Below are 25,056 nucleotides of genomic sequence, written 5' to 3'. Positions count from 1 at the left end.
GGCGGACTTCGCTCAGGCAAGCAGGGCGTCGTCAAACCGCCAGGCTTCGATAAAGTTCGTTTTCCTGGGCGAAATGCAACGTCAGAAGAGTGTCCAGGCGGATCAACGTGGTGTGGATGTCTTCGATCTCAGGCGTTGACGGGGGGGCGGAAAGCTCTTCGCTCATGTGGACGAGGACGCTGATCTGACGGAATATCTCACGGTGCGTGTGGCTCATTGCAGCAAGCGGATCGTCGCCGCGCAGATAGGCCAGGAGTGATGGGTACAAGCGGTCTTCGTCATCGTGCTCGTGGGGAAGCAACAAATGTTCGAGTAAACCGACCACTTTGCGCAAATCGGTTTTGGCCAGTTCCGGCGGCATGTGCGGGAAGTCGCGGGCCAGGTGATTGAGCTTTTCCAGCACCTGGGCCATCTTCAAGTGATCGGCTTCCAGTCGTTGGAGATGTTCCCTGTGCAGGCCTTGCAGGGGTCGCCATCGTGGCGGGCCGAGCGCTCGCAGCGCGTTTAAAATCACGCCCACGTCGATAAACTCCTGCAAGATTGCGCCGGTCAGCGGTGGCAGGTAACCCGCGGCGGCCGTCAGCATCGCTAAGACCGACAGGCCCATACCGATCAACATACTTTGTTTGGCAATGGCGCAAGAGCGTTGTGCAATTTCCAGCGCATGTGCGACCCGATCAAGGCGATCCACCAGCAGCACAACGCCCGCGGCTTCCGACGCCGCACTCGCGCCGTTGGCGCCCATGGCGACGCCTACGTTTGCCGCGGCCAGTGCCGGTGCATCGTTGATCCCATCGCCGACCATCATGGTCGTCCCTTGGCAGCAGGCCCGTTGCACCGCGCTGACTTTATCTTGCGGACTCAATCCCGCGAGTACGTCATCGATGCCGGCCGCTATCGCGACCCACTGTGCGGTAGCCAGACGGTCGCCGGTCAGCAACGTGATCTTTGATACCCCCATGCGCTTGAGGGCCCGCACGGCCGAGGGCGATTCGTATCGCAGCGGATCGGAGAACAGGATGGCGCCTGCTATACGGCCGTTGACCGCTACAAAACTGGCGCCGACACCCTGGTACGCCATCCGGTCCAGCAAAGCCCTGGACCAAGGTTCCTCCTCGGACGTGACAAACGCCAGGCTCCCCAACCTGATCCGCTGGCCGTCGATCTGCCCCGACACCCCGGCGCCCGGTTGCTCTGAGAGATTTGCCGGCATCGTCAACACCGCGCCACTTTGCAGCGCAGCGGCAGTGATCGCCATGGACACAGGATGCCGGGACTGCTGCGCAACCGAGCCCGCCAGTGACAAGAGGCGATCCCGATTAACATCACCGCATGTCTCGACGCTGCTGATCACGGCGCGGCCCGTGGTGAGGGTGCCCGTCTTGTCCAGCATGACGATTGTTGTGTTGGACAACGCCTCAAGTGTCGCGCCGTCCTTGACCAGGATGCCGCGGCGGGCGCAGCGGGAAATCCCCGAAAGCAGGGCAATCGGTACAGCCAGAATCAGAGGGCAGGGCGTCGATACTACAATCACCGCCAGCGCCCGCAGGGGGTCGCTGGAAACGTACCAGGCTGCGGCGGCAATCATCAGCGTCACAGGAATCAGCACCAGGGCGAACCGGTCCGCAGCCCTGACGAAGGGGGCACGCGAGCGCCGCGCTGTTTCTGCCATTTTCACGATGCCGGCGTAGGTGCTTTCGCTGGCAGGGTGGGTGACTATCAGCGCAAACGGTGCGCCCACGTTCACGCCGCCACTTCTGATGGTTGCGCCCGCGGCGTAGTCGACGGGAATCGGCTCCCCCGTTAGTGCCGACTCGTCGATGCTGGCGCCACTCTTGATCAAGGTGCCGTCAAGCGGGATGACATCGCCCATACGCACAAGGATCTGCACTCCGGGGCCGATCTGCTCAACGGGCGTTTGCACCAGGTTTTCACCGTCGATCTGCCACGCACGGGTCGGCGCGCGCTGTATCAGACGTTTGAGTTCACGCTCGGCACGCTGCGAGGTGAACTGTTCCAGCGTTCGGCCGGAGGCAAGCATGGCGGCGATCACTGCGGCCACCAGATATTCGGAAAAAAACAGTGCACCTCCCATTGCTATAAGGGCTAGGAGATCCACCCCGACCTTGCGTCTCGTCAGGCTGACGGTCACTTCGAAGCACATGGCCACTGTCATTAGTAACGAGGTGCTGATCCATAACCCACGGGCGATATCGGGTGCGTCCAGTGCTCTGGCAATCAGGCCCGCTGCCAAAGCGCCCAGAGAGACGACGAGCAGGGCCGGGTCGAGTTTGCCTCTGTTCATCGTCTCTCCGTGCCCAGAATTGCGTGCCATCTCTTGAGATGCTAAAGCTTGCCCGCGTAGCGGTCGCCGCACCGTTGATGCTGAGCACGCACGCTTCAGCGGGGCTGTGAGTCGTTCAGATCGGTGCTTTGCCTGCGATGATCCCCGACGGTCATTGGGCAGATCACCTGCGTTTTGCACCGCACATCGTTCATCGTCGTCGCTATTTACGAGTGGAGTTTTCGAGCATACGCAGAGCCCGTTCATTGGCCTCGTCGGCCGTTCTCTGCGCCTGGGCGGCGGCGCTCATTGCCATTTCTGCCTTGTTGTAGGCTTCGTCGGCCCTGAGCCTTGCGGTCGCGGCGGTGTTTTCCAACGATTCCATCCGCATGTTCATCTCCTGGCCCTTGTGACTGCAGCCTGCGGTGGTGCCCAGCACGATTGCCAGCAGAGCGATCGACGTTAGATGTTTCATAGTCAGGCCTCGTTTCGGTTGACAGGCGATAAATCAGTGCCCCGAACGGTAACGCCGCCTGGCAAAAAAACCTTGATCGAAGTCAACAAGACGATCACGTCATAAGCGTGGCGTTGCCATGAGGGGCTACATGGCACGATGGCGGAGGTGGGCCTTTCTGATCTTCAGGCGTCGGGGGACATCCAGTCAGTGCTCAATGCACATCGACGCCAAGGCGCCCGCTCGTTGAAGATTAGGGGGAGGGTGAGCCTGGCAGTGCCCGTCTCTGATCTACGTCAGATTGTCCTGCCCATCGCCGCTCACACTGAGGAACCCAAATAGCAAACGGCCTCCCGTGTTGCTTCCCGAATCGGAGCTCGCCATGAGTGAGTCAGCGCCTCTCCTGTTGATTGCATCGTCAGCCCTGCAACGTACTCCCGCCTTCGAGCGTGCGGTGGCGATGGCCCACGCCAGCGGTGTCCCCCTGCGTATCGTTGCCTTGGACTACATCAGAATGCTTGAGGTGTTCGGATGGCTGAATCACGAGTGGCTTTCGACAATGCGCGAAGGCCACCTTCAGGGCCATCGCCGATGGCTGGAACAGGAGGCTGAGCACGAGCGCAGGGGTGGGCTTGATTGCAGTGTGCAAGTGGTGTGGAGCGATCATGTGGTTGAGGACATAAAAAAGTGTGTCGCGGCGATCGGGCCGGCCATGCTGATCAAGGATGTGCACCAGGAGTCATCGCTGAGAAGCGTGTTCTCCACCCCCCTGGATTGGCATTTATTGCGCGATTGCCAATGCCCGGTGCAGTTTGTCACGAGCAGCCTGCACGCTTTGCCGCGCAAGATCCTGGTTACCGTGAATCTGTACCGGGCCAAAGATGTTGACCTGCGTCTGAATGATCAAATCCTTCACGCTGCCACCCGACTTGGAAGGGAAAGCGGGGCGAGTGTGCATGTACTGTACAGTTACGATTGGGCGCGCATTTACGCTAGCGGTATCACCATGCTGGGCAGCATGCCAATAGAAACAGGCTTTCAGGAAGCGTTGGCGGACGCCCATGAGGATGCATTCGCGATGCTCTGCGAACGCTTCGGCGTAGACAATCGCCACCGCCATTTCCTGACCGGTACGCCGCAGACGATGATCGAATTGTTCGCCCGGCATAACGATTTCGACGTGTTGGTAATTGGTACCTTGCCCCGACAAGACCGCTGGGGATTCCTGGGCGGTACGGCACGCGCACTTCTGGCACAGGCGCCGTGCAGCGTGCTGATCGTCAAAGCGGACACCCTGGTCGATGGTGAATGATCTACAGCTCCCTGGCATGACGCGAGCAGCTATTTACCAATTGCCGTAGCCGCTCCAGGTCAAGGATCTCCACGGCACGCCCGGAGATACGCACACTGTCGTTATCACGCAGATAAGCAATGGCGCGGCAAATGGTTTCCAGACGCAGCCCCAGATAAGAGCCAATGTCCTCACGCGTCATGCGCAGTACAAACGCTGTGGGCGAGTAGCCGCGCATGGCCATTCGGTTTGACAGGTTCAGCAGAAAGGCGGCCATTCGCTCCTCGGCATTGAGATTGCCCATCAGCAGAAGCATTTCGTGGTCGCGGACAATCTCCTGGCTGAGTATCCGGTTGAGGTTGTGTTGCAGCGACGGTAATTCCCGGGAGAGTTTTTCCAGCTGAGTGAACTGGATGGGACAGACCTCGCTGTCTTCCAGGGCAATGGCGTCACATACGTGCTGATTCATGAAGATGGCGTCGATCCCGAGCAGTTCGCCACCCATGTGGAAGCCTGTCAGTTGTTCGCGCCCGTCTTCCGAAGAAATCGTGGTCTTAAAAAAACCGAAGCGCACAGCGTACAACGACCGCAGCGGATCGCCTGCGTGAAACAGGGCTTCACCTTTTCGGACTTTGATCCGTTGCGGCACGATGGCCGAGAGACGCTCGGCGTCCCCTGCATTCATTCCGACCGAAAGACACAATTCACGAACGCTGCAAGTGGAGCAGGTGGCTTTCAGCTTGAGTGCAGGAACAGAAAGCGTTGACGTAACCATACGTATTCTCCTGAGTGGCCGTGAGCTTAGTTTCCTGAGGCCGGACAAGCCGGAAAATAACGGTGATTCTGGACGAGCGGGGGCGTTCCCGGACTTTATTTCCATATCAAGGCGTCGGTGGTCACGACAACGAACACTCACGCCACCGCCGTCCTATCAAAACGCATTGATTTCTAATGTGAACACAGCTGAAGCCCTTTGTTGGCCTCGTCAAGACTCATCGGGAAACATGCCGCGCTGTCGAAGTCGGAGCACAGAACAGGTGATGTTCGTGAGGCGAGGGGTCCTTCTGATGTAGATCAAGCAGGACGGGAAAGTGGCGGCCAAAATGTTCAAAGGTCACGCCATCGACCTAGCGGTCGGCCGCTACTTATTCTAAGGAGGTGTCACATGTTTGGTTCGGAACGCCTGATGTTGATTGCTTCATCCACCCTGGAAAGAACCCCGGCATTTGATCGAGCCGCCGCCTTGGCCAAAGCCAAGGATGCGACGTTGCACATTGTTGCTTTCGACTTTGTGGAAGGGTTGGCGACCGCTGGAATGGTGCACGAAAAAGCACTGGAGCAAATGCGGGAGGCCTATCTCCAGCGTCATCACGACTGGCTTGAAGAACAGGCCGTCACTCTGCGCCAGACCGGGGTGTCAGTCACGGTTGAGGCTGTCTGGGCCAGGCTGCCGCTGGATGAAATCATGGTGCATATAACAGAGCTGAATCCGTCGCTGGTGATCAAGGACTTGGCACATGAGTCCTGGCTGACGCGTGCGCTGTTCACTTCGCTGGATCTTCGTCTGCTGCACGAGTGCCCGGTACCGCTGCATCTGGTGTCCAGGGTCGTTCACGCGATGCCACGCAAGGTCTTGGTGGCGGTCGATGCCTTTCGCCTTGAAGATCAGTTCGAGGATATCAACGCAACTATCATTTTGGCCGCTGAGAAGCTGGCCGCGCAATGTGATGCCCAACTCCATTTGCTCTACGTCCACGATTTCTCTTCTGTGCTGGCCGGACAGGGCGAAACGGCCTTCGGGCTGAGCGCAACAGAGTCCGTTTATGATGCGCAGGAAGCGGCGTTCGACGCCTTGGCTGATCGTTTTGGCGTACCCCGCGAACGCAGGCATTTTCTGACGGGTAGCCCGGCCAGGAAGATCGTATCCTTTGCCGAATCCCAGGCCATTGACGTGATTGTGATGGGCACCGTTCACCGCGATCACGTGGCAAACCTGCTCGGCCGCACGACTGAACACGTCGCGTATCACATGCCCTGCAGTCTCCTTGCGATCAACCCGCGCCAACCTGGGTAAACAGGGCGGTGGACTGCCGCTACGACTGTAGCGGCGTGGTCCATGCCGGTTCAGTCAAGCTTGAGTTGGTAGATGACCTGCGTTGCGTCCAGCGGGTCTTGCCGGCACTTGAAACCCAGCTCGGTGGCTAATCGGTGCATCGGCGAGTTGGCCGCTGAGTCCATCGACATCATGCGTGCAAAACCATTGCGTCTCGCGGCTTCGATCAAGCGCAGCATAAGCCGTTTGCCGAGGCCTTTACGTTGCCAGTCATCAGCGACCACCACCGCCGCCTCGCATTGTCTATCACTCTCTGTGGAGGCATAGCGCGCCACACCGATTTCGATCAACTGCCCGTCCTGCATCGTCAGCGCCACGTAGGCCATGCGTTGGCGATAATCGAGATTCATCAACTGATTCATTAGCACTTCGCTTGGTTCTTTGAGGGTGCTGAGAAAGCGAAAGTGTCGGGATTCGGGCGAGAGATTCTGGATGAACGCGAACTCACGCTCACGATCCTCGGGCTGCAGCGGGCGAATCAAAACATGGCTGCCGTCGCTCAAGGGCTCGAGCCAGTGCGAGGTTTCAACATCGGAGCCGTGCTGCTCAAGGGTTGAGACAGTAGAGCGGTGAGATGACATGGCGACATTCCTCGGAGAGTGATAGGGGCAGTTTTTTGCCTCTCCGTGTTTTTTACCGCTCGCAGGGTTCGGGTTTCTGATCCAGATCAATATCTACGTATGGTGGTTCTCAACGAGCGCCTGACACCCTCAAAGTATCACCGCACCCACAACCGCAATCGAATTCTCCCGGAATGTGTGATCCCTTCCTTTCAATAGGCGTCATGAACCCTAACCCCTGCTGCCGTCAGGGGATCGACACCAGGACCCTCCATGCAAACGCTGTTGAACGAGATTCTCGACGAAGTCCGTCCCTTGATCGGCCAGGGCAAGGTGGCTGATTACATTCCCGCGCTGGCCGACGTGCCGGCGCAGCAGTTGGGCATTGCCGTGTACGGCAACGATGGCACCTATCACTGCGCGGGCGATGCACTGGAGCCGTTTTCGGTGCAAAGCATTTCCAAGGTGTTCAGCCTGGTTCAGGCGATCGGCCATTCCGGCGAAGCCATTTGGGAGCGCCTGGGTCATGAACCCTCGGGCCAGCCGTTTAACTCGCTGGTGCAGCTGGAGTTCGAGCGCGGGCGGCCCCGTAATCCCTTTATCAATGCCGGCGCTTTGGTGATCTGCGACATCAATCAGTCGCGCTTCGCCGCGCCGACTTTGTCCATGCGCGATTTCGTCCGGCGGCTGTCGGGTAATCCCCAGGTCTTGATTGATGCCCGCGTGGCGGATTCCGAGTACCAGTTCCGCGCGCGTAATGCGGCAATGGCGTACCTGATGCAGTCCTTCGGCAATTTCCATAACGAGGTTGAAACCGTGCTGCGCAGTTATTTCAGTTGCTGCGCCCTGAAGATGAGCTGCCTGGATCTGGCCCGGGCGTTCTGCTTTCTGGCGAACAACGGGTTCTGCAAGCACAGCGGCGAGCAGATCCTCACCCCACGCCAGACCCAGCAAGTGAACTCGATCATGGCCACCAGCGGGCTGTATGACGAAGCCGGCAATTTCGCCTACCGCGTCGGCTTGCCGGGCAAGAGCGGGGTAGGGGGCGGAATCGTGGCGATCGTGCCGGGGCAATTTACCGTGTGCGTGTGGTCGCCGGAACTCAATGCTGCCGGGAATTCACTCGCCGGGATGGCGGCACTGGAATTGTTGAGCTCGCGGATTGGCTGGTCGGTTTTCTGACAGCGGGGCTTCGTCGTTTCAGGTTTGCTGAATCATTCAAAAGGGTGAGCTGTTTGCGCGTGGGTCGCTTCGCCGAAAAAACTGATGCGGGCCGTGTCGAGGGCGAAGGGTTAGCCGATACAATGCCGCTTTAGCCCTGTCCAGTTCGAACCAGTCTGCGGGATGTTGATGCCGTGGCGATGTCGGGAGATCCGTTTGACTACCAATCCGGTCGATCCTAGCGGCGATGAGCGCCTGTCCCATGTGCTGAATGCCAGTGAGCGGCTGGTGATGGCGGAATCAGTGGACGAGGTCGTCGCTATCCTGCGCGATGTGGCGCGTACCGCTGTAGGAGCGGATGGCGTTGCGATCGTGATCCAAAATGGCGGGTACTGTTCTTATATAGCGGAGGATGCGGTTTCTCCGCTCTGGGAGGGCCATAGCTTCCCGGCCGAACACTGCATTTCAGGGTGGGTGATGCGTCGCGGCGAGACGGTTGCGATCCGCGACGTCCGGCTCGATCCGCGCATCCCTCAGGACGCCTATGCACCGACGTTCGTCCGTAGCCTGGTCATGGCGCCTATCGGTCGACCTGTTCCGGTCGCGGCACTTGGCGCCTACTGGTCGCAGGTCCGCACTCACGACGACGACACGGTCAAACGCCTGGAAAGCCTGGCGCGTCTGGCAACGATTGCCATCGAGAATGCCCGCCTCACCCAGGCTCGCAATCGCGCGGCAGCCCTTGGAGCCGCCCAGAACCGTATCCTTGAGCTGGCTGTCGAAGAGACACCGCTGAGTGCCGCGCTCGACGCGATCGTCCGAGAGGTGTAAGCGCTGTCGCCCTCCCGTTTCCTGGGCAGCATCCTGCTGCTGAACGAGGAGGGCAGTCAGCTGCAGCAGTGCGCAGGACCCAGCCTTCCCCACGCTTACACCGACGCGGTCGAACGTGTCACTGTCGGGCTGAGCGCAGATTCCGGTATTACCTCGACGATCCCGAACCCGTGGGCGGTGGCGTCCGACATCGCGAACGACCCGCGTTGGGCCGAGTTCCGGGCGCTCGCCGTCGGACACGGTTTGCAGGTGTGCGGGTCCATTCCGATCCGGTCGGCACAGGGCGCCATGCTCGGCACGTTCGTCATGTATCACCCTGAACTGCGCGAGCCGCTGCCGGCGGATATCGAGATCGGCGACTTCGTGGTCAAGACCGTGGGACTGGTCGTGCACCGTGATCGGGCTGAGGCAGCGATTCGCAGCAGCGAGGCGCGCTACCGCCAGATTGTCGAAGGCGCAGAGGACTTCGCAATCATCACTTTTGATGCCCAAGGCAAGGTCACGGGGTGGAACATCGGCGCCCAGCGCGTCGTCGGCTACCGTGCCGAGGAAGTCATGGGCCGCGACGGCGATCTTTTCTACACCGAAACTGATCAGGCCGAGCGAGTGTTTCACGGCGAGCTCGAACTCGCGATGGAGCAGGGACGGGCCGTCAACGAACGTTGGCACGTTGATAAAGACGGTGCGCGCTTCTGGGGCTCAGGTTTGATGATGCCGCTGGCGACGGATCAGGGCGGTTTTGTCAAAATCTTCCGCGACCGCACGGCCGAGCACCAGGCGGATGCAGCGCGGCAAGAGAGCGCGGAGCGACTGAGCTTTTTTGATGAGCTCGACAGCCGCCTTTTCAATATCCGCCGAGCCCAAGAGGCTCTGCTCGTTGCAACCGGGTTGCTCGGGCGCCGGCTCAACGTGTCGCGCTGCGCCTACGCGGATGTCGACGTCGATAATGACCGCTTCTGGATTCGCAGCGACTACAACGCCGCGGGCATCCAGAGCTCTGCCGGAACCTACAGCCTCGATCTTTTCGGCCCGCGGACGGCTGCCGACATGCGCGAAGGCCGAACGCTGATCGTGCACGACGTCGGCGCAGAGCTCGGCCCCAGCGAAGGCCTGGAGATGTTTCGGGGCATTGGCATTGACGCGATCATCTGCTGCCCGCTGGTCAAGAACGGCCGGCTGACCGCCATGATGGCGGTTCATCAGGATCAGCCTCGCGACTGGCTGCCCTCGGAAGTCCTGCTCGTCAGGGAAGTCGTCGAACGCTGCTGGGCGCATGTCGAGCGGGTCGGCGCCGAGATGCGCATGCGCGAAAGCGAAGAGCGTCTGCGCCTTGCCGTCGAACACGCCGACATCGGCTTCTGGGACGTGGACATCGTTCACGACACGCTGATCTGGCCGCCCAGAACCAAAGCAATGTTCGGCATCCAGGCTGACGTGCCAGTCACGATTCAAGACTTTTATGACGGCTTGCATCCCCATGACCGGGACGCAACGATCGAGGCGTTCACGGCGGCCATCGACCCCGAACGCCGTGCCCTGTATGACGTCGACTACCGCACCGTCGGCAGGGACGATGGCGTGATTCGCTGGGTCGCCGCCAAGGGGCGGGGCGTGTTCGACGCCGCCGGCCGCTGCCTGCGCGTTACCGGCACGGCTGTCGAGGTGACCGCGCGCAAGGAGGCCGAAGAGGGACTGCGGGAGCTGAACGCCACGCTGGAAGGACGAATTGCCAATGCCATCGCCGAGCGTGAAGAAGTCCAGGCGGCACTGCGCCAGAGTCAGAAGATGGAAGCCATGGGGCAGCTTACCGGTGGCGTGGCCCATGACTTCAACAACCTGCTCACCCCGATCGTCGGCACCCTCGACATGCTCCAGCGCCGAGGCGTGGGCGGTGAACGTGAGCAGCGATTGATCTCCGGCGCCGTGCAGTCAGCCGATCGTGCAAGGACGCTGGTGCAGCGGTTGCTGGCCTTCGCTCGTCGTCAACCGCTGCAGCCCGTCTCGGTCGATGTCGCGAAACTGGTGAACGGCATGGGCGATCTCGTCGCCAGCACTACCGGGCCGCAGATCCGGGTCGTGGTCGATGCCCCGCCTGATCTGCCAGCGGCGATCGCGGACCCTAACCAGCTTGAGATGGCGCTTCTGAACCTTTCCGTGAACGCCCGCGACGCCATGCCGGAGGGCGGGACCATGCGGATATCTGCCTGCACCGAGTGGGTGAGCAGGGACCACCGTTCCAGGCTGCCGACCGGCGACTACCTGTGCCTCTCCGTTGCGGACACCGGCATTGGTATGGATGCGCCCACCCTTGCGCGGGCGGTGGAGCCGTTCTTTTCGACCAAGGGGGTTGGCAAAGGCACTGGGCTGGGGCTGTCGATGGTGCACGGCCTGGCGTCCCAGCTGAACGGCGCGCTGACCATTCAGAGTTCGCCAGGGCTTGGGACAAACGTAGAGCTTTGGCTGCCCCGCAGCATGACCCTGCCGACCTCGGCAGCACGTATCGACGACGCGCAGGAACGGCACTCGCTGCGAGGGATCGCGCTGCTTGTAGACGATGAAGAGCTTGTGCGGGCCAGCACGTCGTACATGCTGGCCGACCTGGGCTATCGGGTGATCGAAGCCTCGTCTGGCGAGGAAGCCTTGCAACTGCTGGGGACCGGGCAGCACGTCGACCTGATCGTCACTGACCATCTCATGCCCGGCATCAGTGGCACCGACCTGGCCAGACGGGTCCGTAACGCCCGGCCCGGGACTGCGATCCTGCTTGTCTCGGGGTATGCGGAACATGAAGGGCTGGACCCGGATTTGCCCCGCCTGACCAAACCTTTCCGCAAGAGCGAGCTGGCGGCGAGTCTTTCTCAGCTTGGGGGGACGTCCTGACAAATCGGGCGCGAGTTCCGTGGGGTTTTTGCGATCCAGCCCAGACCGTCCGAAATTTCAGCAACCCCTCACATCTCTGCCATGATTGCCTCACCTCCAGCTGAGGGCATTCCATGTCTATCGGACAACTGAAGATCAACGCCATCCGCCTCGTCGGCGGGTCGGCTGTGCTGGATTACCTCAATACCTGTGACGGACGCCGCCCGGGCACGGGGTTGCTGGAGGTCGTCGACAAGCTGAGCAACCTGGAGGACATCGTCCACTGGTTCCGCCACGCCGACCTGATCGACGATCTGGAGCACCAGCACTTCGTTGCCGTCGTGCGCCGTTCTTCCTGGCACACGGTGACGGCATTTGAACAATTGATCGATTTCCGCGAAGCGCTGTATCGGTTATTGCTTCCTATGGCGCTGGACCACAGCGCCGATCAAGTCAGCCTCGATGCGTTGAATCAGGCGCTGGCCGACACGGCCGACCAGCGCCTGCTGGTTTTGACGCCAGCGGGTGTGATCTGGCGCTGGCGGGTCGGCGATGATCTGGGCTCGATGACGGCCGGGTTTATCGGCCGGCTCGCGGTTCAGGCATCCATACTGCTCACCTCCGGTGATCTGTCACGTCTCAGGGCGTGCGCCACCCCGGACTGCGACTGGCTGTTCCTCGACACCTCTAAAAACGGCCGTCGCCGGTGGTGCCAGATGAATGTCTGCGGCGCGCGGGAAAAGGTCAAAAGGGCCATGGCTGCGTCCTGAGCGCAGGCAGTGGCACAGCCTGCGGCAATCTGCGCGACAACGCCCGCAAAAAGCCAGGGAACCTGCCGGGTTCCCAAGCTTCTTATCTCTAGTTCAGAAGTGTCGCGGCAGGTGCCGCGGCAGGACACGAGAGAGCGCAGGCATGGGCGACATCCGTATCGGCATTTCAGGCTGGCGTTACACGCCATGGCGCGGGGATTTCTATCCCGAAGGCCTGACGCAGAAAAACGAGTTGAAATTCGCCTCCAGGGCTGTGAACAGCATCGAGATCAACGGCTCGTTCTATTCGCTGCAGTCGCCTGACCTCTATGCGCGCTGGTACGACGATACGCCGAAGGGCTTTGTCTTCAGCGTCAAGGGCCCGCGTTACATCACCCATGTCCGCCGCCTCAAGGAAATCGACGAGCCTGTCGCCAACTTCTTTGCCTCCGGTGTTTTTCAGCTCAAGGAAAAACTGGGGCCAATCCTCTGGCAGTTCGCGCCCAACTTCAAATTCGACGCCGAGCGCTTCGAGCACTTTCTCAAACTGCTGCCCCACGACGGTAAAGCCGCCAAGGCCTGCGCCAGCAAATGCGCAGAACGGCTGCAGCAGCCGGGTTATCTGGACATTCCGGCGCGCCTGAAGCTGCGTCACGCCGTTGAAATCCGCCATGAAAGCTTTCTGGTGCCTGAATTTGTCGCGCTGCTGCGCAAATACAAGGTGGCGCTGGTGGTCGCGGACACTGCCGGCAAGTGGCCCCACGTTGAAGACCTTGCCACGGATTTCGTCTACGTGCGCCTGCACGGTGACAAGGAACTCTATGCCAGCGGGTATTCCGACGAGGCGATCAAGCACTGGGGTGATCGCATCGATGCCTGGCAACGGGGCGCGCAGCCCAATGATGCTCAGTTGATCGTGGACAAAGCCCCCCGAGCGCGGAAGTCCCGCGACGTTTATTGCTATTTCGACAACGACATCAAGGTCCGCGCCCCTTACGACGCGCGCCGGTTGCTTGAACGTTTCAATCTCACTGAAAACCTGGAAGTTGCGCCAGGCGATTTGCATGGAGCCACGTTGTGACCAGTGCCCTGATCCCCGAAGACCTTAATGGCCAGCGACAAAGCGCGTCGGCCTCGGTCACGCTTAACGTGCTGACCATGAACATGCACATGGGCTTCGGTTTCCTCAATAAACGCTTCATCCTGCCGGAACTGCGTGATGCAGTACGCTCGGTGTCGGCCGATATCGTTTTCCTGCAAGAAGTCCACGGCGAGCATCAGGACCACGCGCAGAACGTGAAGAACTGGCCGACCACTTCGCAGTACGAATTCCTTGCCGACAGCATGTGGAAGGACTTTGCCTACGGCCGCAATGCCGTGTATCCCCATGGGCACCACGGTAACGCGCTGCTGTCCAAGTACCCGATCCTCCGTCATGACAACCTCGACATCTCGATCCACGGCACTGAGGAACGCGGTCTGCTGCATTGCGTACTGGACGTGCCGCATTTCGGCGAGCTGCACGCAGTGTGCGTGCACCTGGGCCTGAAAGAGGTTCATCGCCAGCAGCAGCTGAAATTGCTCGCCGACCTGGTGAGGCGTCTACCGGCCGATGCGCCGGTGATTGTGGCGGGGGATTTTAACGATTGGCGGCAGAAGGCCGATGACGTGTTGAATCCTGCCGGGCTGCGCGAGGTCTTTGTTGAATCATTTGGCGCGCCGGCGAAAAGCTTCCCGGCGCGCTTTCCGTTGTTGCGCCTGGACCGTATTTACGTGCGCAACGCGCACATCCGGTCGCCCAGGGTGATGTCGAATCGTCCCTGGTCGCACCTTTCCGATCATGCGCCGTTGGCGGTGGAGGTAACGCTTTGAGGGGTATGAGAGCGATGGGCGCCATGTGTGGCCTTTGGCGGGACGGCAACTCGGTGGAGTTGCTGATCAATGGCGAAGACTTCTTCGCTCGGGTGTTCGACGCCATTCGAGGGGCGCGCGAAGAGGTGCTGATCGAGACCTTCATCATCTTCGAAGACCGCGTCGGTGAGGGTTTGCAGCAGGCCGTGATCGAAGCGGCCAGCCGTGGCGTGCGGGTGATTATTACGGTGGATGACTACGGCACCAGCGACCTGAGCACCGCGTTCGTCAGCCAGATGATCGAGGCCGGCGTGCAGATTCAGCTATTCGACCCGCGCCCTAAACTGATGGGCATGCGCACTAACCTGTTCCGGCGCCTGCACCGCAAGGTGGTGGTCATCGACGGCGAGACGTCATTCATGGGCGGCATCAACTACAGCGTCGACCACATGGCCGACACCGGCATCACCGCCAAGCAGGACTACGCCGTGCTGGTGCGCGGGCCGATTGTCGCCGACATCTATCGCTCGACGCTGAGCATGCTCGGCCCGGCCGTGCGCAAGACCTTCACGCCGCTCAAGCCGGTGACGCGTCAGGCCGGCAGTGCGCGGATGCTTCTCGCCGAACGCGACAATCGTCATCACACCACCGATATCGAAGAGCAATACCTGCTGGCGATGCGTAATGCGACTCAGCGCATCACCATCGCCAACGCGTACTTCTTTCCCAGCTACCGGTTCTTGCGTGAACTGCGCAACGCAGCCCGTCGCGGGGTGAAGGTCACGCTGATCCTTCAAGGCAAGCCAGACATGCCGTTTGTGCGCGTGTGCTCGCGCCTGACCTACACCTGGCTGCTGCGTGAAGGCGTGGTGATTCATGAATACAAACAACGGGCGCTGCACGGCAAGGTCGCATTGATCGACCACGAGTGGTCCACCGTGGGTTCCAGCAACCTTGATCCGCTAAGCCTCGCGCTGAACCTGGAAGCCAATTTGTTCATCCGCGACCACGCATTGAACCAGCGCTTGCACGAACACTTGCGCGACCTCGCGGTGGCCCACAGCAAACAGGTCAACCTCAAGGGCCTGGCAAAAGGGCAATGGTGGCGTGCGCCGATGATTTTCCTGAGCTTCCACTTCCTGCGGCACTTTCCGGCGATTGCCGGCCTGTTCCCGGTACACGGCCCACGGCTGAAACCCCTGCGCGCACCGGAAACACTGCCGGAAGCTGCCGCCCTTAAAAACGACCTGCCGACCGATCAGGAGAAATCCTTATGACAGGCGTCTCCCAAGCTTCCACCCACGAGCAGAAACCGACCGAGGCCAGCAAGAATCGTCCGTGGCTGAAGTGGGCCAAACGTGCGTTTACGCTGTTCTTCTTCATCGCCGTGCCGGTCCTGCTGTTCACGCTGATGAAGAACCTCGACTGGAACGAGGTGATGCACGCGCTGGAGTCCTACAAGCTCAGCACCCTGGCGCTGGGCTTCGTCATCGCCGCTGGCAGCTACCTCACGTACTGCTGCTTCGACGTCCTGGCCCGGCGCTACACCGAACACAAATTGGCCATAAAACAGATCATCCCGGTGACGTTTGTTTGCTATGCCTTCAACCTGAACCTGAGTTCATGGGTCGGTGGCATTGCGCTTCGTTATCGCCTGTATTCGCGGCTGGGCCTGGACGTGCCGACCATCACCCGGATCCTCAGCCTGAGCCTGATCACCAACTGGCTGGGCTACATGCTGCTGGCGGGGTTTGTCTTCGCGGGTGATTTCGTCGACCTCCCGGAAGGCTGGAAGATCGGCGACACCACGCTGCAACTGATCGGCTTCGTCTTGTTGGCCGTCTGCCTGGCGTACTTCCTGGCCTGCCGTTTCTCCAAAAAACGCACCTGGACCCTTCGCAAGCAACAACTCGTCCTGCCCTCACTCAACCAGGCACTGCGCCAAGCCTTGCTGGGCGCGCTGAACTGGGGACTGATGGCGCTACTCATCTATGTCCTGCTGCCGGAAAAGGCCTTCTACCCGGCCGTGCTCGGGATATTGCTCATCAGCAGCATCGCCGGCGTCATCGCCCACATCCCCGCCGGGCTTGGCGTGCTCGAAACCGTCTTCATCACCCTCATGCAACACCAATTCAGCAAAGGCCAATTGCTGGCCGCGCTGATCGGCTATCGAGTGATCTACTTCCTCATCCCGCTGATGATTGCGCTGGTGGTGTATGTGGTACTGGAGAAGCGCGCGAAGGCCATGCGGCTCAGGAATGAAGGGCAGTTGTGAGTGGGAAGGATGACGCGGGAGCTCGGGGGCTGATGATTTTGCAGTGAGGCGTCGTAAATAAATCAGTCGCTCAACTCAGTCCAAAAAAATGTTGCCCGGACTGGCCCCTTCCCGGCTAAAGCCAGTCCTACAAAAACACCGCGTTCACTCAGTGGAACCGGTGTCGGGTGACGCAGAGCGTCACGGTATGCATGCCCACGCGGAGCGTGGGCACGATCAGCGAAGATCCTGAAATCGCCAGCGCCTGAACTGGCCTCTTCCCGGCTAAAGCCGGTCCCACTAAAAGCATCCCATGCGCTCAGTGAGACCGGCTTCAGCCGGGAAGCCTTTGATCTGCTTTTGATCTTCATACGCAAGAGGTCCAAGCGACGCCAATCGCGACTTGGGTGCAGGCTGAACGTAGGTCTCGCGGAGTGGGCCGAGCCGCATGGATGCGGCGAGAGCTGCCCCCCGCCATGGATGGTGGATGGCAGCGGGCCCACGGAGCGAGACCGGAGTGAAGGAACCCCGAGGTACGAGGGGCCCAACCGAGAGCAAGCACCCTTGGTTACTTGGGGTGCTTTTCCAAGTAACTCGCCGAAGGCGAAACAGTCTGCCCCCAGGCAGACGCCCTTGATCTTGATCTTGAAGATCAATCCCGCCCAGCGAACATCCTCACGGCATCCACCGCATCATTCGTCCCCGAACTGATCTGCACAATCGCATCCCCCGCCTGATCCGCCAGATCCACACCCTTCACCGCCGTGCTCCGCGTATTGTCCATACTCACAATCGCCTGCCGCGTCTCGGTCTGAATCACCTGAATCATCTCCGAAATCTCCTGCGTCGAACGGCTCGTGCGTCCCGCCAACTGCCGAACCTCATCGGCCACCACCGCAAAGCCACGGCCCTGATCACCGGCCCGGGCCGCCTCGATCGCCGCATTCAACGCCAGCAAATTCGTCTGATCCGCAATACTGCGAATCGTATTCACGATCGCCGTGATCTGCTCCGACCGTTCACCCAGCTGACCAATGATCCGCGACGAATCATCGATATTCTGCGAGATCTGACGCATCTCACTGGCCGCCTGCTGGATCACCAGCGTGCCCTGCTCGGCAAACTTCTGCGTCTGCACTGAAATGTGATACGCCTGCGCAGCGCTGTGGGAATCCTGCTCGTGCTTTTCGATGCGCGCGGTCACGTCCGACGCAAACTTGACCACCTTCCACAGCTTGCCAGCGGCGTCGTACACCGGGTTATAGGACGCTTCCAGCCAGAGCGTCTGGCCGTGCTTGCCGACGCGCTTGAACTGATCGCTGAAAAACTCACCCTTGTTCAACCGACGCCAAAAGTCCTGGTACTCGGTGCTTTTGGTGAACTCAGGGGGGCAGAGCAACTTGTGGCTTTTACCCAGCAGCTCTTGCCGGCTGTAGCCCAGCAAGCGCAACAGGTTGTCGTTGGCAGCGATGATCGTGCCGTCCAGATCGAACTCGATGACTGCCATGGCGCGGTCGATGGCCTGCAGCTTATTGTGGGCTTCGCTCTCGGCTTCAAGTTTGGCGGTGACGTCCATCGCGTATTTGACCACCCGGGTGACCTTGCCGTCCGAGTCCCTGACCGGGTTGTAATTGGCCTCCAGCCATACGGTGCTGCCATCGCCCGCCATGCGCTGGAACCTCGACGAGACGAATTCGCCATTGCGCAGGCGCGACCACAATTGCGCGTACTCGGGGCTGCGGGCGTGCTCCGGCGTGCAGAACATGCGGTGTTCCTTGCCGATGACCTGCTCGGGCCGGTAGCGCATGGTTTTGAAGAAGTTGTCGTTTGCCTTGAGCACCACACCGTTCAGATCGAATTCGATGCTGGCCATAGAGCGATTGATCGCCTCCAGCAGACTGGCCTGATGGGCGACGGTCAGTCGCAGGTCCTGGATGATTTTGTTCTTGGACGAGTCGAAAAACATGATGGCGGCTCAGGCAAATGGATGAGGAGCGGTCCTATCCATGACCTTGCGAGCGCGAGGCAGCTCAGATGCGTATTCCGTGTGCAGTGCAGCGGATCATCACGCACGTGATGTTAAAAAGCTATACCAAAGTTATACAGCTCGTCGGTTTTGTACAAGGTTGTCTGATGTCAGTCCTCGAACCCCGCCTGTTCGGAAATCTCGTCCACCTTCAACTCCAGGCGGTAGGCCACGGCAATGAACAGCGCCTGACACAAACACAGGGTGGCGCTGAGGGAGCGAAATGCAAATGAACTGCCTTCGTTGACCAGCAGCACCGCATTGGCGCGCTTGGCCAGGGGCGACAGATTGCTGTCAGTAATGATCAACGTCTTGGCCTGATGATGCTGGGCGATGCGCAGGCAGTGCTGGGTTTCCTTGCCGTAGGGCGTGAAGCTGATGGCGATCACCAGATCGTTGGCGCGTACGCTGCGCATCTGCTCTCGATAACTGCCGCCGAGACCGGAAATCAGATGGATGCGCTTGTTGGTGTGTTGCAGGTTGTAGACCAGATAGTCGGCGACGGCGAACGAACGTCGTACCCCGACCACGTAGATATTGTCGGCGTTGACCACCAGGTCCACGGCGTTCTCGAAGGCCTCGTCGTCCAGTTCCAGCGCAAGCCGCTCCAGCCCCGACAGGGTAGCGTTCACGCATTCGCGGGCCAGGTCGCCCGCGCTGGCCTTCTGGGATTTGTTGGCGATCATGCTGCGTATGCGTTGCTGGTAGTTCTGCACCGGCGTGGCTTTGTGGGTGTAGGCCTCGCGGAACAGCGCCTGCATTTCGCTGAAGCCGCTGAAGCCGAAGCGCTGGGAGAACCTCACGATGGCGGAAGGATGCACTTCGCATTCCCGAGCGATGTCGCTGATGCGGTCGACCATGATCCGGTCGCTCTGCTGGCTCATGTAGCTGGCAATGCGCTTGAGCTGGCGCGGTAGGCTTTCGTAGTCGGCCGTGATCAACTTGAGCAGTGCATCGGCGGTCTCCGGCGCGGTAACGGCCGTTGCACCGCCGGCTCCGGTATCGGGCGAGCCTGGCTGATCAAGGCTGGACATAAATGCGAATCCTTTGGCGGGGTGGTGCGTTGTGGAGTGTTCGGGACGACAGGCAGGCAGTTTTGCAGGCTGCGACCCGCATTGCAAAGTGGAATAAATATTCCACATGAAAATAATTTAGAAAAATCCATTGATCAAGCCCCGGCGGCGTTCTAGTCTGCATCCACGAACTCGCTTGCATGCACCTCGCTTTCAAGCGAGGCCATGAGCAATCAAATCAATAACAATAAAAGAAGAGGGGCCGGCATGGGCCAGACTCGTTTTGCCACTGGGCGTCAGCTGGACGTGATTTGTTTCGGGCGCCTTGGCGTCGATCTCTACGCGCAGCAGATCGGCGCGCGCCTGGAGGACGTGAGCAGTTTCGCCAAATACCTCGGCGGCTCCTCCGCCAACATTGCGTTCGGCACCGCACGGCTGGGCGTGAAGTCCGCCATGCTGACCCGCGTCGGCGACGATCACATGGGCCGGTTCCTGGTCGAATCCCTGGCGCGGGAGGGCTGCGACGTCAGAGGCATTAAAGTCGACAGTGAACGCCTGACCGCCATGGTCCTGCTCGGCATCAAAGACCGCGAAACCTTTCCGCTGGTGTTCTACCGCGAGAACTGCGCCGACATGGCGCTGCAACCCGAAGACATCCACGAAGCGCAGATCGCCTCCAGCAAGGCGCTGCTGATCACCGGCACGCATTTCTCCACCGATCAGGTGTTCCGTGCGAGCAGTCAGGCGCTGGATTACGCCGAAAAACACAACGTCAAACGCGTCCTCGACATCGATTACCGCCCGGTGCTGTGGGGCCTGGCCGGCAAGGCTGACGGCGAAACCCGCTTCGTCGCCAACGACACCGTCAGCCAGCACGTGCAACGCATCCTGCCGCGCTTCGATCTGATCGTTGGCACCGAAGAAGAATTCCTCATCGCCGGCGGCTCGACCGATTTGCTCAGTGCCTTGCGCCGGGTCCGCGAGCTCAGTGCCGCGACCCTGGTGGTGAAGCTCGGGCCCCAAGGCTGCACGGTGATTCACGGGGCGATACCGGAGAAGCTGGAAGACGGCGCAATTTACCCCGGCGTGCGCGTGGAAGTCCTCAATGTGCTGGGCGCGGGCGACGCGTTCATGTCCGGCTTCCTCAAGGGCTGGCTTAACGACGAGAGCGACGAGCGCTGCTGCCAGTTGGCGAATGCCTGCGGTGGTCTGGTGGTATCGCGCCATGCCTGCGCGCCGGCCATGCCCACGCTGGTCGAGCTGGAATACCTGTTCAACAGCCCGGTGCCGATTACCCGACCCGATCAGGACGCGGTGCTGCAGCGACTGCACCGCGTCAGCGTGCCCCGTCGGGAATGGCAGCCGCTGTTCATCTTCGCCTTCGATCACCGGGGGCAACTGGTAGAACTGGCGCAAAAGGCCGGGGGCGATCCGGCCTGCATCGGCCAGCTCAAGCAGTTGTTCGTTCAGGCGGTCGCCCGGGTCGAGGCCGATTTGCACAGGCGCGGCATTGCCGCTGATGTTGGGGTGCTGGCGGATCAGCGCTTTGGTCAGGATTCGCTGAATGCCGCCAGCGGCCGCGGCTGGTGGGTGGCCCGGCCGGTGGAAGTGCAAGGCTCGCGGCCGCTGGCATTCGAGCATGGGCGTTCGGTCGGCAGCGCGCTGCAAACCTGGCCGCAAGAACAGATCATCAAGTGCCTGGTGCAATACCACCCGGATGACGAGCCGATGCTGCGACTGGAGCAGGAAGCGCAGTTGTTGGGCCTGTATCAGGCGGCGCTGGCCAGCGGTCACGAACTGCTGCTGGAGGTTATCCCGCCCAAGGATCATCCTTCGACTCATCCGGACGTCATCCTTCGTTCTCTCAAGCGCCTCTACAACCTCGGCATTTACCCGGCCTGGTGGAAAATCGAGTCGCAGCCCGCGGAGGTCTGGGAACAGCTCGATGCGCTGATCCACGAGCGCGATCCGTACTGCCGAGGCGTGGTGTTGCTGGGGCTGAACGCGCCTGCCGAAACCCTCGCGGCCGGTTTTCGTCAGGCGGCGAAAAGCACCACCTGCCGTGGGTTTGCCGTAGGCCGCACGATTTTTCACGAACCGAGCCGAGCCTGGCTGGAGGGCGAAATCGATGACGCGGACCTGATCACGCGGGTGCAGAGCAATTTCGTGTTCCTGATCGAGTCCTGGCGCGACGCCCGGGCTTGAAGTCAGAACCTGAGGACTGTGCGTTCAGTTGAACGTGATAACAACAATAAAGGTGCAGCCATGCCCGCTTCTGCAATCCGAATTGGCATCAACCCGATTTCCTGGAGCAACGACGACCTGCCGGCCCTCGGCGGCGAAACGCCTCTGAGCACTGCGCTCAGTGAGGGCAAGGAGATTGGCTATGAGGGCTTCGAGCTCAACGGCAAATTCCCGAAGACCGCTCAAGGCGTGGCCGATGTGTTGCGCCCGTATGACTTGGCGCTGGTGTCAGGCTGGTATTCCGGTCGACTGGCCAGCCGTTCGGCGGCCGAAGAAATCGACGCCATCGCCAGTCACGTCGAACTGCTTAAACACAACGGCGCCTCGGTGCTGGTCTATGGCGAAGTGGCCGATTCGATTCAGGGCCAGCGTATCCGGCTGGTCGAGCGGCCGCGCTTCCACAGCGCCAGCGCCTGGCAGGCCTACGCCGACAAGCTCACAGAGCTGGCCCGGTTTACGTTGTCCCATGGCGTGCGTCTGGCCTATCACCACCACATGGGCGCGTACGTGGAATCGCCGCAGGACATCGACACGCTGATGGCCCTGACTGGCGATGAAGTCGGCCTGCTGTTCGATTCCGGCCACTGCTATATGGGCGGCGGCGAACCGCTGCAGTTGCTGAGCCAGCACATTGATCGCGTCTGCCATGTGCATTTCAAGGACGTGCGCAAGCCGGTGGTGCAGCTGGCGCGCAACAACTTGTGGAGCTTTCCGGACTGCATCGTCAACGGCACCTTCACCGTGCCCGGCGATGGCGACATCGATTTCGCCGCGCTGCTGGACGTGTTGATGCAGGCCGGTTACCAGGGCTGGCTGGTGGTCGAGGCGGAACAGGACCCGGCCGTCGCGCCGAGTTATGCCTACGCGAAGAAGGGCTACGAAACCCTGCGCACGCTGCTGGCCGCCGCGCAGGTGAACAGCGTGGCTAACCAACAGAACGCACTTCAACATCCCCTTGAACAGAGGAGCCTGTGAACATGAATCTTTTGGTCAAGAGCAAGCCGGAAGGGCGCGACGTGGTCGCGCTGGCCGACGGCGTGCTGACGTACGTCGGGTTCTCCGCCCACCGATTGAGCGTCGGCGAACGGTTGCCGGTGAGTACGGGCGACAAGGAAATCTGCCTGGTGCTGCTCAGCGGCCGCATCAGCGTCAGCGGCGAGGCGCCGGGGCAGGGCAGTTTCAGCTGGGAAAACCTCGGCGATCGGCAGTCCGTGTTTGAGGACAAATCGCCCTTCGCCGTGTACCTGCCGCCGGGCAGTCAGGCCGAAGTCACGGCGCTGAGCGCGGTGCAGATTGCCGTGTGCGCTGCGCCGGGCGATGCGTCCAAAGACCTGCCGGCGCGCGTGATCACCCCCGACACGATGAAACGCAGCGTGCGCGGCCGGGCCGCCAACACCCGTTACGTCTGCGACATCCTCCCCGATTCCGAACCGGCGCATTCATTGCTGGTGGTGGAGGTGCGCACGCCCTCGGGCCACTCGTCGAGCTACCCGCCGCACAAGCACGACACAGATGATTTGCCGCACCAGAGCTTCCTCGAAGAAACCTATTACCATCAGGTCAACCCGCCCCAGGGCTATGTATTCCAGCGCGTGTACACCGACGATCGCAGCATCGATCAGGCCATGGCCGTGGAGAACAACGACCTGGTCACGGTGCCCAAGGGCTATCACCCGGTCACCGTGCCGTACGGCTACGAGTCCTATTATTTGAACGTGATGGCCGGGCCGAAGCGCGCCTGGCAATTCCATAACGATCCGCAGCACAGTTGGCTGCTCGACTTGTAATTCCCCGCTTATTTTAAGGAGCCCGCAATGAGCACTGCCCCAATCATCGGCCACTACATCAACGGCCAGATTCACGACAGCGCCGAGCGTTTCAGTGATGTGTTCAATCCGGCCACTGGCGCCGTGCAGGCGCGGGTGGCGCTGGCGGAGCTGAAGACCGTTGATGAAGCCGTCGCCGCGGCCCAGGCGGCGTTTCCCGCGTGGGCGGATCAGTCGTCCCTGCGGCGTGCGCGGGTCATGTTCAAATTCAAGGAATTGCTCGACCAGCACCATGACGAGCTGGCCGCCATTATCTGCCGCGAGCACGGCAAGGTGTTTTCCGATGCCAAGGGCGAAGTGGTGCGCGGCATCGAGATCGTCGAGTTTGCCTGTGGCGCGCCGAGCCTGCTGAAAAGCGACTACAGCGACAACATCGGTGGCGGCATCGACAACTGGAACCTGCGTCAGCCACTGGGCGTTTGCGCCGGCGTCACGCCGTTCAACTTCCCGGTGATGGTGCCGCTGTGGATGATTCCCATGGCGCTGGTCACCGGTAACTGCTTCATCCTCAAACCTTCCGAGCGTGACCCGTCGGCGAGCCTGCTGATGGCGCACCTGCTGAAACAGGCGGGCCTGCCGGATGGTGTGTTCAACGTGGTGCAGGGCGACAAGGTGGCCGTGGACGCGCTGTTGCAGCACAAGGGCATCGAGGCGATTTCGTTTGTCGGCTCCACGCCCATCGCCGAATACATTCATCAGCAGGGCACTGCACACGGCAAACGCGTGCAGGCCCTCGGCGGTGCGAAAAACCACATGATCGTCATGCCCGATGCCGATCTGGATCAGGCCGCCGACGCATTGATCGGCGCGGCCTACGGTTCGGCGGGGGAGCGCTGCATGGCGATTTCCATCGCTGTGGTGGTGGGCGACGTGGGGCAGAAACTCATCGACAAACTGCTGCCGCGCATTGATGCGCTCAAGGTCGGCAACGGCATGAACGCCGATTCGGACATGGGCCCGCTGGTCACGGCGGTGCACAAGGCCAAGGTCGAGGGTTACATCGCCCAGGGCGTGCAGGAAGGCGCGAAGCTGATCGTCGACGGGCGCAACTTCACCGTGCCGGGTGCGGAGCAGGGCTTCTTCGTCGGCGCCACGCTGTTCGATGAGGTAACGCCGGAGATGACTATTTATAAGGAAGAAATCTTCGGGCCGGTGCTGGGCATCGTCCACGTGCCTGATTTCGCTTCGGCGGTGGAGCTGATCAACGCCCACGAATTCGGCAACGGCGTGTCGTGCTTCACCAGCGACGGCGGCATCGCCCGGGCGTTCGCGCGCAACATCAAAGTCGGCATGGTGGGCATCAACGTGCCGATCCCGGTGCCGATGGCCTGGCATTCGTTTGGCGGCTGGAAGCGCTCACTGTTCGGCGATCACCATGCCTACGGCGAAGAAGGCCTGCGCTTTTACAGCCGCTACAAGAGCGTCATGCAGCGCTGGCCGGACAGCATCGCCAAGGGTGCGGAATTCAGCATGCCGACGGCGAAGTAAGGAATTTGCGCTGGCCGTCTGTCGTAGGTGGTCAATGTGGGAGCGAGATTGC

The 25,056-nt window shown here is 60.8% G+C and carries 19 protein-coding genes and 2 pseudogenes; 14 read left to right on the top strand and 7 right to left on the bottom strand.

The genetic code is table 11. The features are described 5' to 3' along the window. Positions 1 to 31 precede the first annotated feature (31 nt). On the bottom strand, positions 32 to 2,305 hold the full coding sequence (locus AC0Z8Z_RS09740) for a heavy metal translocating P-type ATPase (protein WP_485619100.1): 2,274 nt from the start codon (positions 2,303 to 2,305) through the stop codon (positions 32 to 34). A gap of 202 nt (positions 2,306 to 2,507) precedes the next feature. Further along, positions 2,508 to 2,759 (bottom strand): Lpp/OprI family alanine-zipper lipoprotein, encoded by a 252-nt coding sequence (locus AC0Z8Z_RS09735; protein ID WP_485618958.1) that lies wholly within the window; start codon positions 2,757 to 2,759, stop codon positions 2,508 to 2,510. A 361-nt stretch (positions 2,760 to 3,120) separates the two neighbouring features. On the opposite strand from AC0Z8Z_RS09735, the gene AC0Z8Z_RS09730 reads away from it, so the two are divergent. Continuing rightward, positions 3,121 to 4,050 carry a universal stress protein gene (locus tag AC0Z8Z_RS09730; RefSeq protein ID WP_485618957.1) on the top strand — a complete coding sequence of 310 codons (930 nt, stop codon included), beginning with the start codon at positions 3,121 to 3,123 and terminating at the stop codon, positions 4,048 to 4,050. A 1-nt stretch (position 4,051) separates the two neighbouring features. Here AC0Z8Z_RS09730 and fnr read toward each other — a convergent pair whose 3' ends face one another. Beyond that, positions 4,052 to 4,804, bottom strand: coding sequence for a fumarate/nitrate reduction transcriptional regulator Fnr (fnr, locus tag AC0Z8Z_RS09725; RefSeq protein ID WP_485618956.1), 753 nt, complete (start codon positions 4,802 to 4,804; stop codon positions 4,052 to 4,054). A gap of 411 nt (positions 4,805 to 5,215) precedes the next feature. On the opposite strand from fnr, the gene AC0Z8Z_RS09720 reads away from it, so the two are divergent. Next, entirely contained in the window at positions 5,216 to 6,103 is an 888-nt protein-coding gene (locus AC0Z8Z_RS09720; RefSeq protein ID WP_485619099.1) for a universal stress protein, read from the top strand. A gap of 50 nt (positions 6,104 to 6,153) precedes the next feature. Here AC0Z8Z_RS09720 and AC0Z8Z_RS09715 read toward each other — a convergent pair whose 3' ends face one another. Beyond that, positions 6,154 to 6,723: a GNAT family N-acetyltransferase gene (locus tag AC0Z8Z_RS09715; protein WP_485618955.1), complete on the bottom strand. Its 570-nt coding sequence runs from the start codon at positions 6,721 to 6,723 to the stop codon at positions 6,154 to 6,156. Positions 6,724 to 6,975: 252 nt separating this feature from the next. Here AC0Z8Z_RS09715 and glsB point away from each other — a divergent pair, with 252 nt between their 5' ends. The 8 genes from glsB (at position 6,976) to AC0Z8Z_RS09675 (ending at position 16,428) form a co-directional block, all read left to right on the top strand. Further along, positions 6,976 to 7,884, top strand: a complete 909-nt coding sequence (gene glsB, locus AC0Z8Z_RS09710; protein ID WP_172611387.1) for a glutaminase B — start codon at positions 6,976 to 6,978, stop codon at positions 7,882 to 7,884. A gap of 195 nt (positions 7,885 to 8,079) precedes the next feature. Next, positions 8,080 to 8,694 carry a GAF domain-containing protein gene (locus AC0Z8Z_RS09705; RefSeq protein ID WP_485618954.1) on the top strand — a complete coding sequence of 205 codons (615 nt, stop codon included), beginning with the start codon at positions 8,080 to 8,082 and terminating at the stop codon, positions 8,692 to 8,694. A 177-nt stretch (positions 8,695 to 8,871) separates the two neighbouring features. Beyond that, positions 8,872 to 11,574 carry a PAS domain S-box protein gene (locus tag AC0Z8Z_RS09700; protein WP_485618953.1) on the top strand — a complete coding sequence of 901 codons (2,703 nt, stop codon included), beginning with the start codon at positions 8,872 to 8,874 and terminating at the stop codon, positions 11,572 to 11,574. Positions 11,575 to 11,687: 113 nt separating this feature from the next. Further along, entirely contained in the window at positions 11,688 to 12,323 is a 636-nt protein-coding gene (locus AC0Z8Z_RS09695; protein ID WP_485618952.1) for a CGNR zinc finger domain-containing protein, read from the top strand. A 142-nt stretch (positions 12,324 to 12,465) separates the two neighbouring features. Then, entirely contained in the window at positions 12,466 to 13,383 is a 918-nt protein-coding gene (locus AC0Z8Z_RS09690) for a DUF72 domain-containing protein (protein WP_485618951.1), read from the top strand. After that, a complete protein-coding gene (locus AC0Z8Z_RS09685; protein ID WP_485618950.1) occupies positions 13,380 to 14,174 on the top strand; it encodes an endonuclease/exonuclease/phosphatase family protein in 795 nt (264 codons plus the stop codon). The genes AC0Z8Z_RS09690 and AC0Z8Z_RS09685 overlap by 4 nt, the downstream gene beginning before the upstream one ends. 23 nt (positions 14,175 to 14,197) lie before the next feature. Then, positions 14,198 to 15,430 carry a cardiolipin synthase ClsB gene (gene clsB, locus AC0Z8Z_RS09680; RefSeq protein ID WP_485618949.1) on the top strand — a complete coding sequence of 411 codons (1,233 nt, stop codon included), beginning with the start codon at positions 14,198 to 14,200 and terminating at the stop codon, positions 15,428 to 15,430. Beyond that, positions 15,427 to 16,428: a lysylphosphatidylglycerol synthase domain-containing protein gene (locus AC0Z8Z_RS09675; protein ID WP_122624777.1), complete on the top strand. Its 1,002-nt coding sequence runs from the start codon at positions 15,427 to 15,429 to the stop codon at positions 16,426 to 16,428. Before clsB ends, AC0Z8Z_RS09675 begins: the two co-directional genes overlap by 4 nt. A 631-nt stretch (positions 16,429 to 17,059) precedes the next feature. Here AC0Z8Z_RS09675 and AC0Z8Z_RS09670 read toward each other — a convergent pair. The 3 genes and pseudogenes from AC0Z8Z_RS09670 to AC0Z8Z_RS09660 form a co-directional block, all read right to left on the bottom strand. After that, positions 17,060 to 17,491, bottom strand: a pseudogene (locus AC0Z8Z_RS09670) (methyl-accepting chemotaxis protein); the annotation flags it as partial. Positions 17,492 to 17,596: 105 nt separating this feature from the next. Then, positions 17,597 to 18,280 (bottom strand): annotated as a pseudogene (locus AC0Z8Z_RS09665) (PAS domain-containing protein); the annotation flags it as partial. 263 nt (positions 18,281 to 18,543) lie between these two features. Further along, on the bottom strand, positions 18,544 to 19,467 hold the full coding sequence (locus AC0Z8Z_RS09660; protein ID WP_485618948.1) for a MurR/RpiR family transcriptional regulator: 924 nt from the start codon (positions 19,465 to 19,467) through the stop codon (positions 18,544 to 18,546). A 246-nt stretch (positions 19,468 to 19,713) separates the two neighbouring features. Between AC0Z8Z_RS09660 and AC0Z8Z_RS09655 the strand changes: the two genes are divergently transcribed. From AC0Z8Z_RS09655 to AC0Z8Z_RS09640, 4 genes are read left to right on the top strand one after another with little or no spacing between them, the layout of a single operon-like run. Next, positions 19,714 to 21,651, top strand: a complete 1,938-nt coding sequence (locus AC0Z8Z_RS09655; RefSeq protein ID WP_485618947.1) for a bifunctional 5-dehydro-2-deoxygluconokinase/5-dehydro-2-deoxyphosphogluconate aldolase — start codon at positions 19,714 to 19,716, stop codon at positions 21,649 to 21,651. Positions 21,652 to 21,711: 60 nt separating this feature from the next. Next, positions 21,712 to 22,665, top strand: coding sequence for a myo-inosose-2 dehydratase (iolE, locus tag AC0Z8Z_RS09650; RefSeq protein WP_485618946.1), 954 nt, complete (start codon positions 21,712 to 21,714; stop codon positions 22,663 to 22,665). A 2-nt stretch (positions 22,666 to 22,667) separates the two neighbouring features. Further along, positions 22,668 to 23,477 carry a 5-deoxy-glucuronate isomerase gene (iolB, locus tag AC0Z8Z_RS09645; RefSeq protein ID WP_485618945.1) on the top strand — a complete coding sequence of 270 codons (810 nt, stop codon included), beginning with the start codon at positions 22,668 to 22,670 and terminating at the stop codon, positions 23,475 to 23,477. 27 nt (positions 23,478 to 23,504) lie between these two features. Further along, on the top strand, positions 23,505 to 25,004 hold the full coding sequence (locus AC0Z8Z_RS09640; RefSeq protein ID WP_122624782.1) for a CoA-acylating methylmalonate-semialdehyde dehydrogenase: 1,500 nt from the start codon (positions 23,505 to 23,507) through the stop codon (positions 25,002 to 25,004). The last annotated feature ends 52 nt before the right edge of the window (positions 25,005 to 25,056 follow it).

The organism is Pseudomonas sp. 1L-C-7-B-C1 (genome assembly GCF_057291635.1).
Note: the sequence above shows the minus strand (reverse complement) of the source record. Positions and strands in the feature narration are given on the sequence as shown.

What these genes read in the sequence shown, in the direction of transcription:
- AC0Z8Z_RS09695 (WP_485618952.1), top strand. Translation starts at nt 11,688, where the DNA reads ATGTCTATCGGACAACTGAAGATCAACGCCATCCGCCTCGTCGGCGGG.
- AC0Z8Z_RS09715 (WP_485618955.1), bottom strand. Translation starts at nt 6,723, where the DNA reads ATGTCATCTCACCGCTCTACTGTCTCAACCCTTGAGCAGCACGGCTCC.
- AC0Z8Z_RS09735 (WP_485618958.1), bottom strand. Translation starts at nt 2,759, where the DNA reads ATGAAACATCTAACGTCGATCGCTCTGCTGGCAATCGTGCTGGGCACC.
- AC0Z8Z_RS09730 (WP_485618957.1), top strand. Translation starts at nt 3,121, where the DNA reads ATGAGTGAGTCAGCGCCTCTCCTGTTGATTGCATCGTCAGCCCTGCAA.
- AC0Z8Z_RS09740 (WP_485619100.1), bottom strand. Translation starts at nt 2,305, where the DNA reads ATGAACAGAGGCAAACTCGACCCGGCCCTGCTCGTCGTCTCTCTGGGC.
- iolE (WP_485618946.1), top strand. Translation starts at nt 21,712, where the DNA reads ATGCCCGCTTCTGCAATCCGAATTGGCATCAACCCGATTTCCTGGAGC.
- AC0Z8Z_RS09640 (WP_122624782.1), top strand. Translation starts at nt 23,505, where the DNA reads ATGAGCACTGCCCCAATCATCGGCCACTACATCAACGGCCAGATTCAC.
- AC0Z8Z_RS09690 (WP_485618951.1), top strand. Translation starts at nt 12,466, where the DNA reads ATGGGCGACATCCGTATCGGCATTTCAGGCTGGCGTTACACGCCATGG.
- AC0Z8Z_RS09655 (WP_485618947.1), top strand. Translation starts at nt 19,714, where the DNA reads ATGGGCCAGACTCGTTTTGCCACTGGGCGTCAGCTGGACGTGATTTGT.
- clsB (WP_485618949.1), top strand. Translation starts at nt 14,198, where the DNA reads ATGTGTGGCCTTTGGCGGGACGGCAACTCGGTGGAGTTGCTGATCAAT.
- AC0Z8Z_RS09660 (WP_485618948.1), bottom strand. Translation starts at nt 19,467, where the DNA reads ATGTCCAGCCTTGATCAGCCAGGCTCGCCCGATACCGGAGCCGGCGGT.
- AC0Z8Z_RS09720 (WP_485619099.1), top strand. Translation starts at nt 5,216, where the DNA reads ATGTTGATTGCTTCATCCACCCTGGAAAGAACCCCGGCATTTGATCGA.
- fnr (WP_485618956.1), bottom strand. Translation starts at nt 4,804, where the DNA reads ATGGTTACGTCAACGCTTTCTGTTCCTGCACTCAAGCTGAAAGCCACC.
- glsB (WP_172611387.1), top strand. Translation starts at nt 6,976, where the DNA reads ATGCAAACGCTGTTGAACGAGATTCTCGACGAAGTCCGTCCCTTGATC.
- AC0Z8Z_RS09675 (WP_122624777.1), top strand. Translation starts at nt 15,427, where the DNA reads ATGACAGGCGTCTCCCAAGCTTCCACCCACGAGCAGAAACCGACCGAG.
- iolB (WP_485618945.1), top strand. Translation starts at nt 22,668, where the DNA reads ATGAATCTTTTGGTCAAGAGCAAGCCGGAAGGGCGCGACGTGGTCGCG.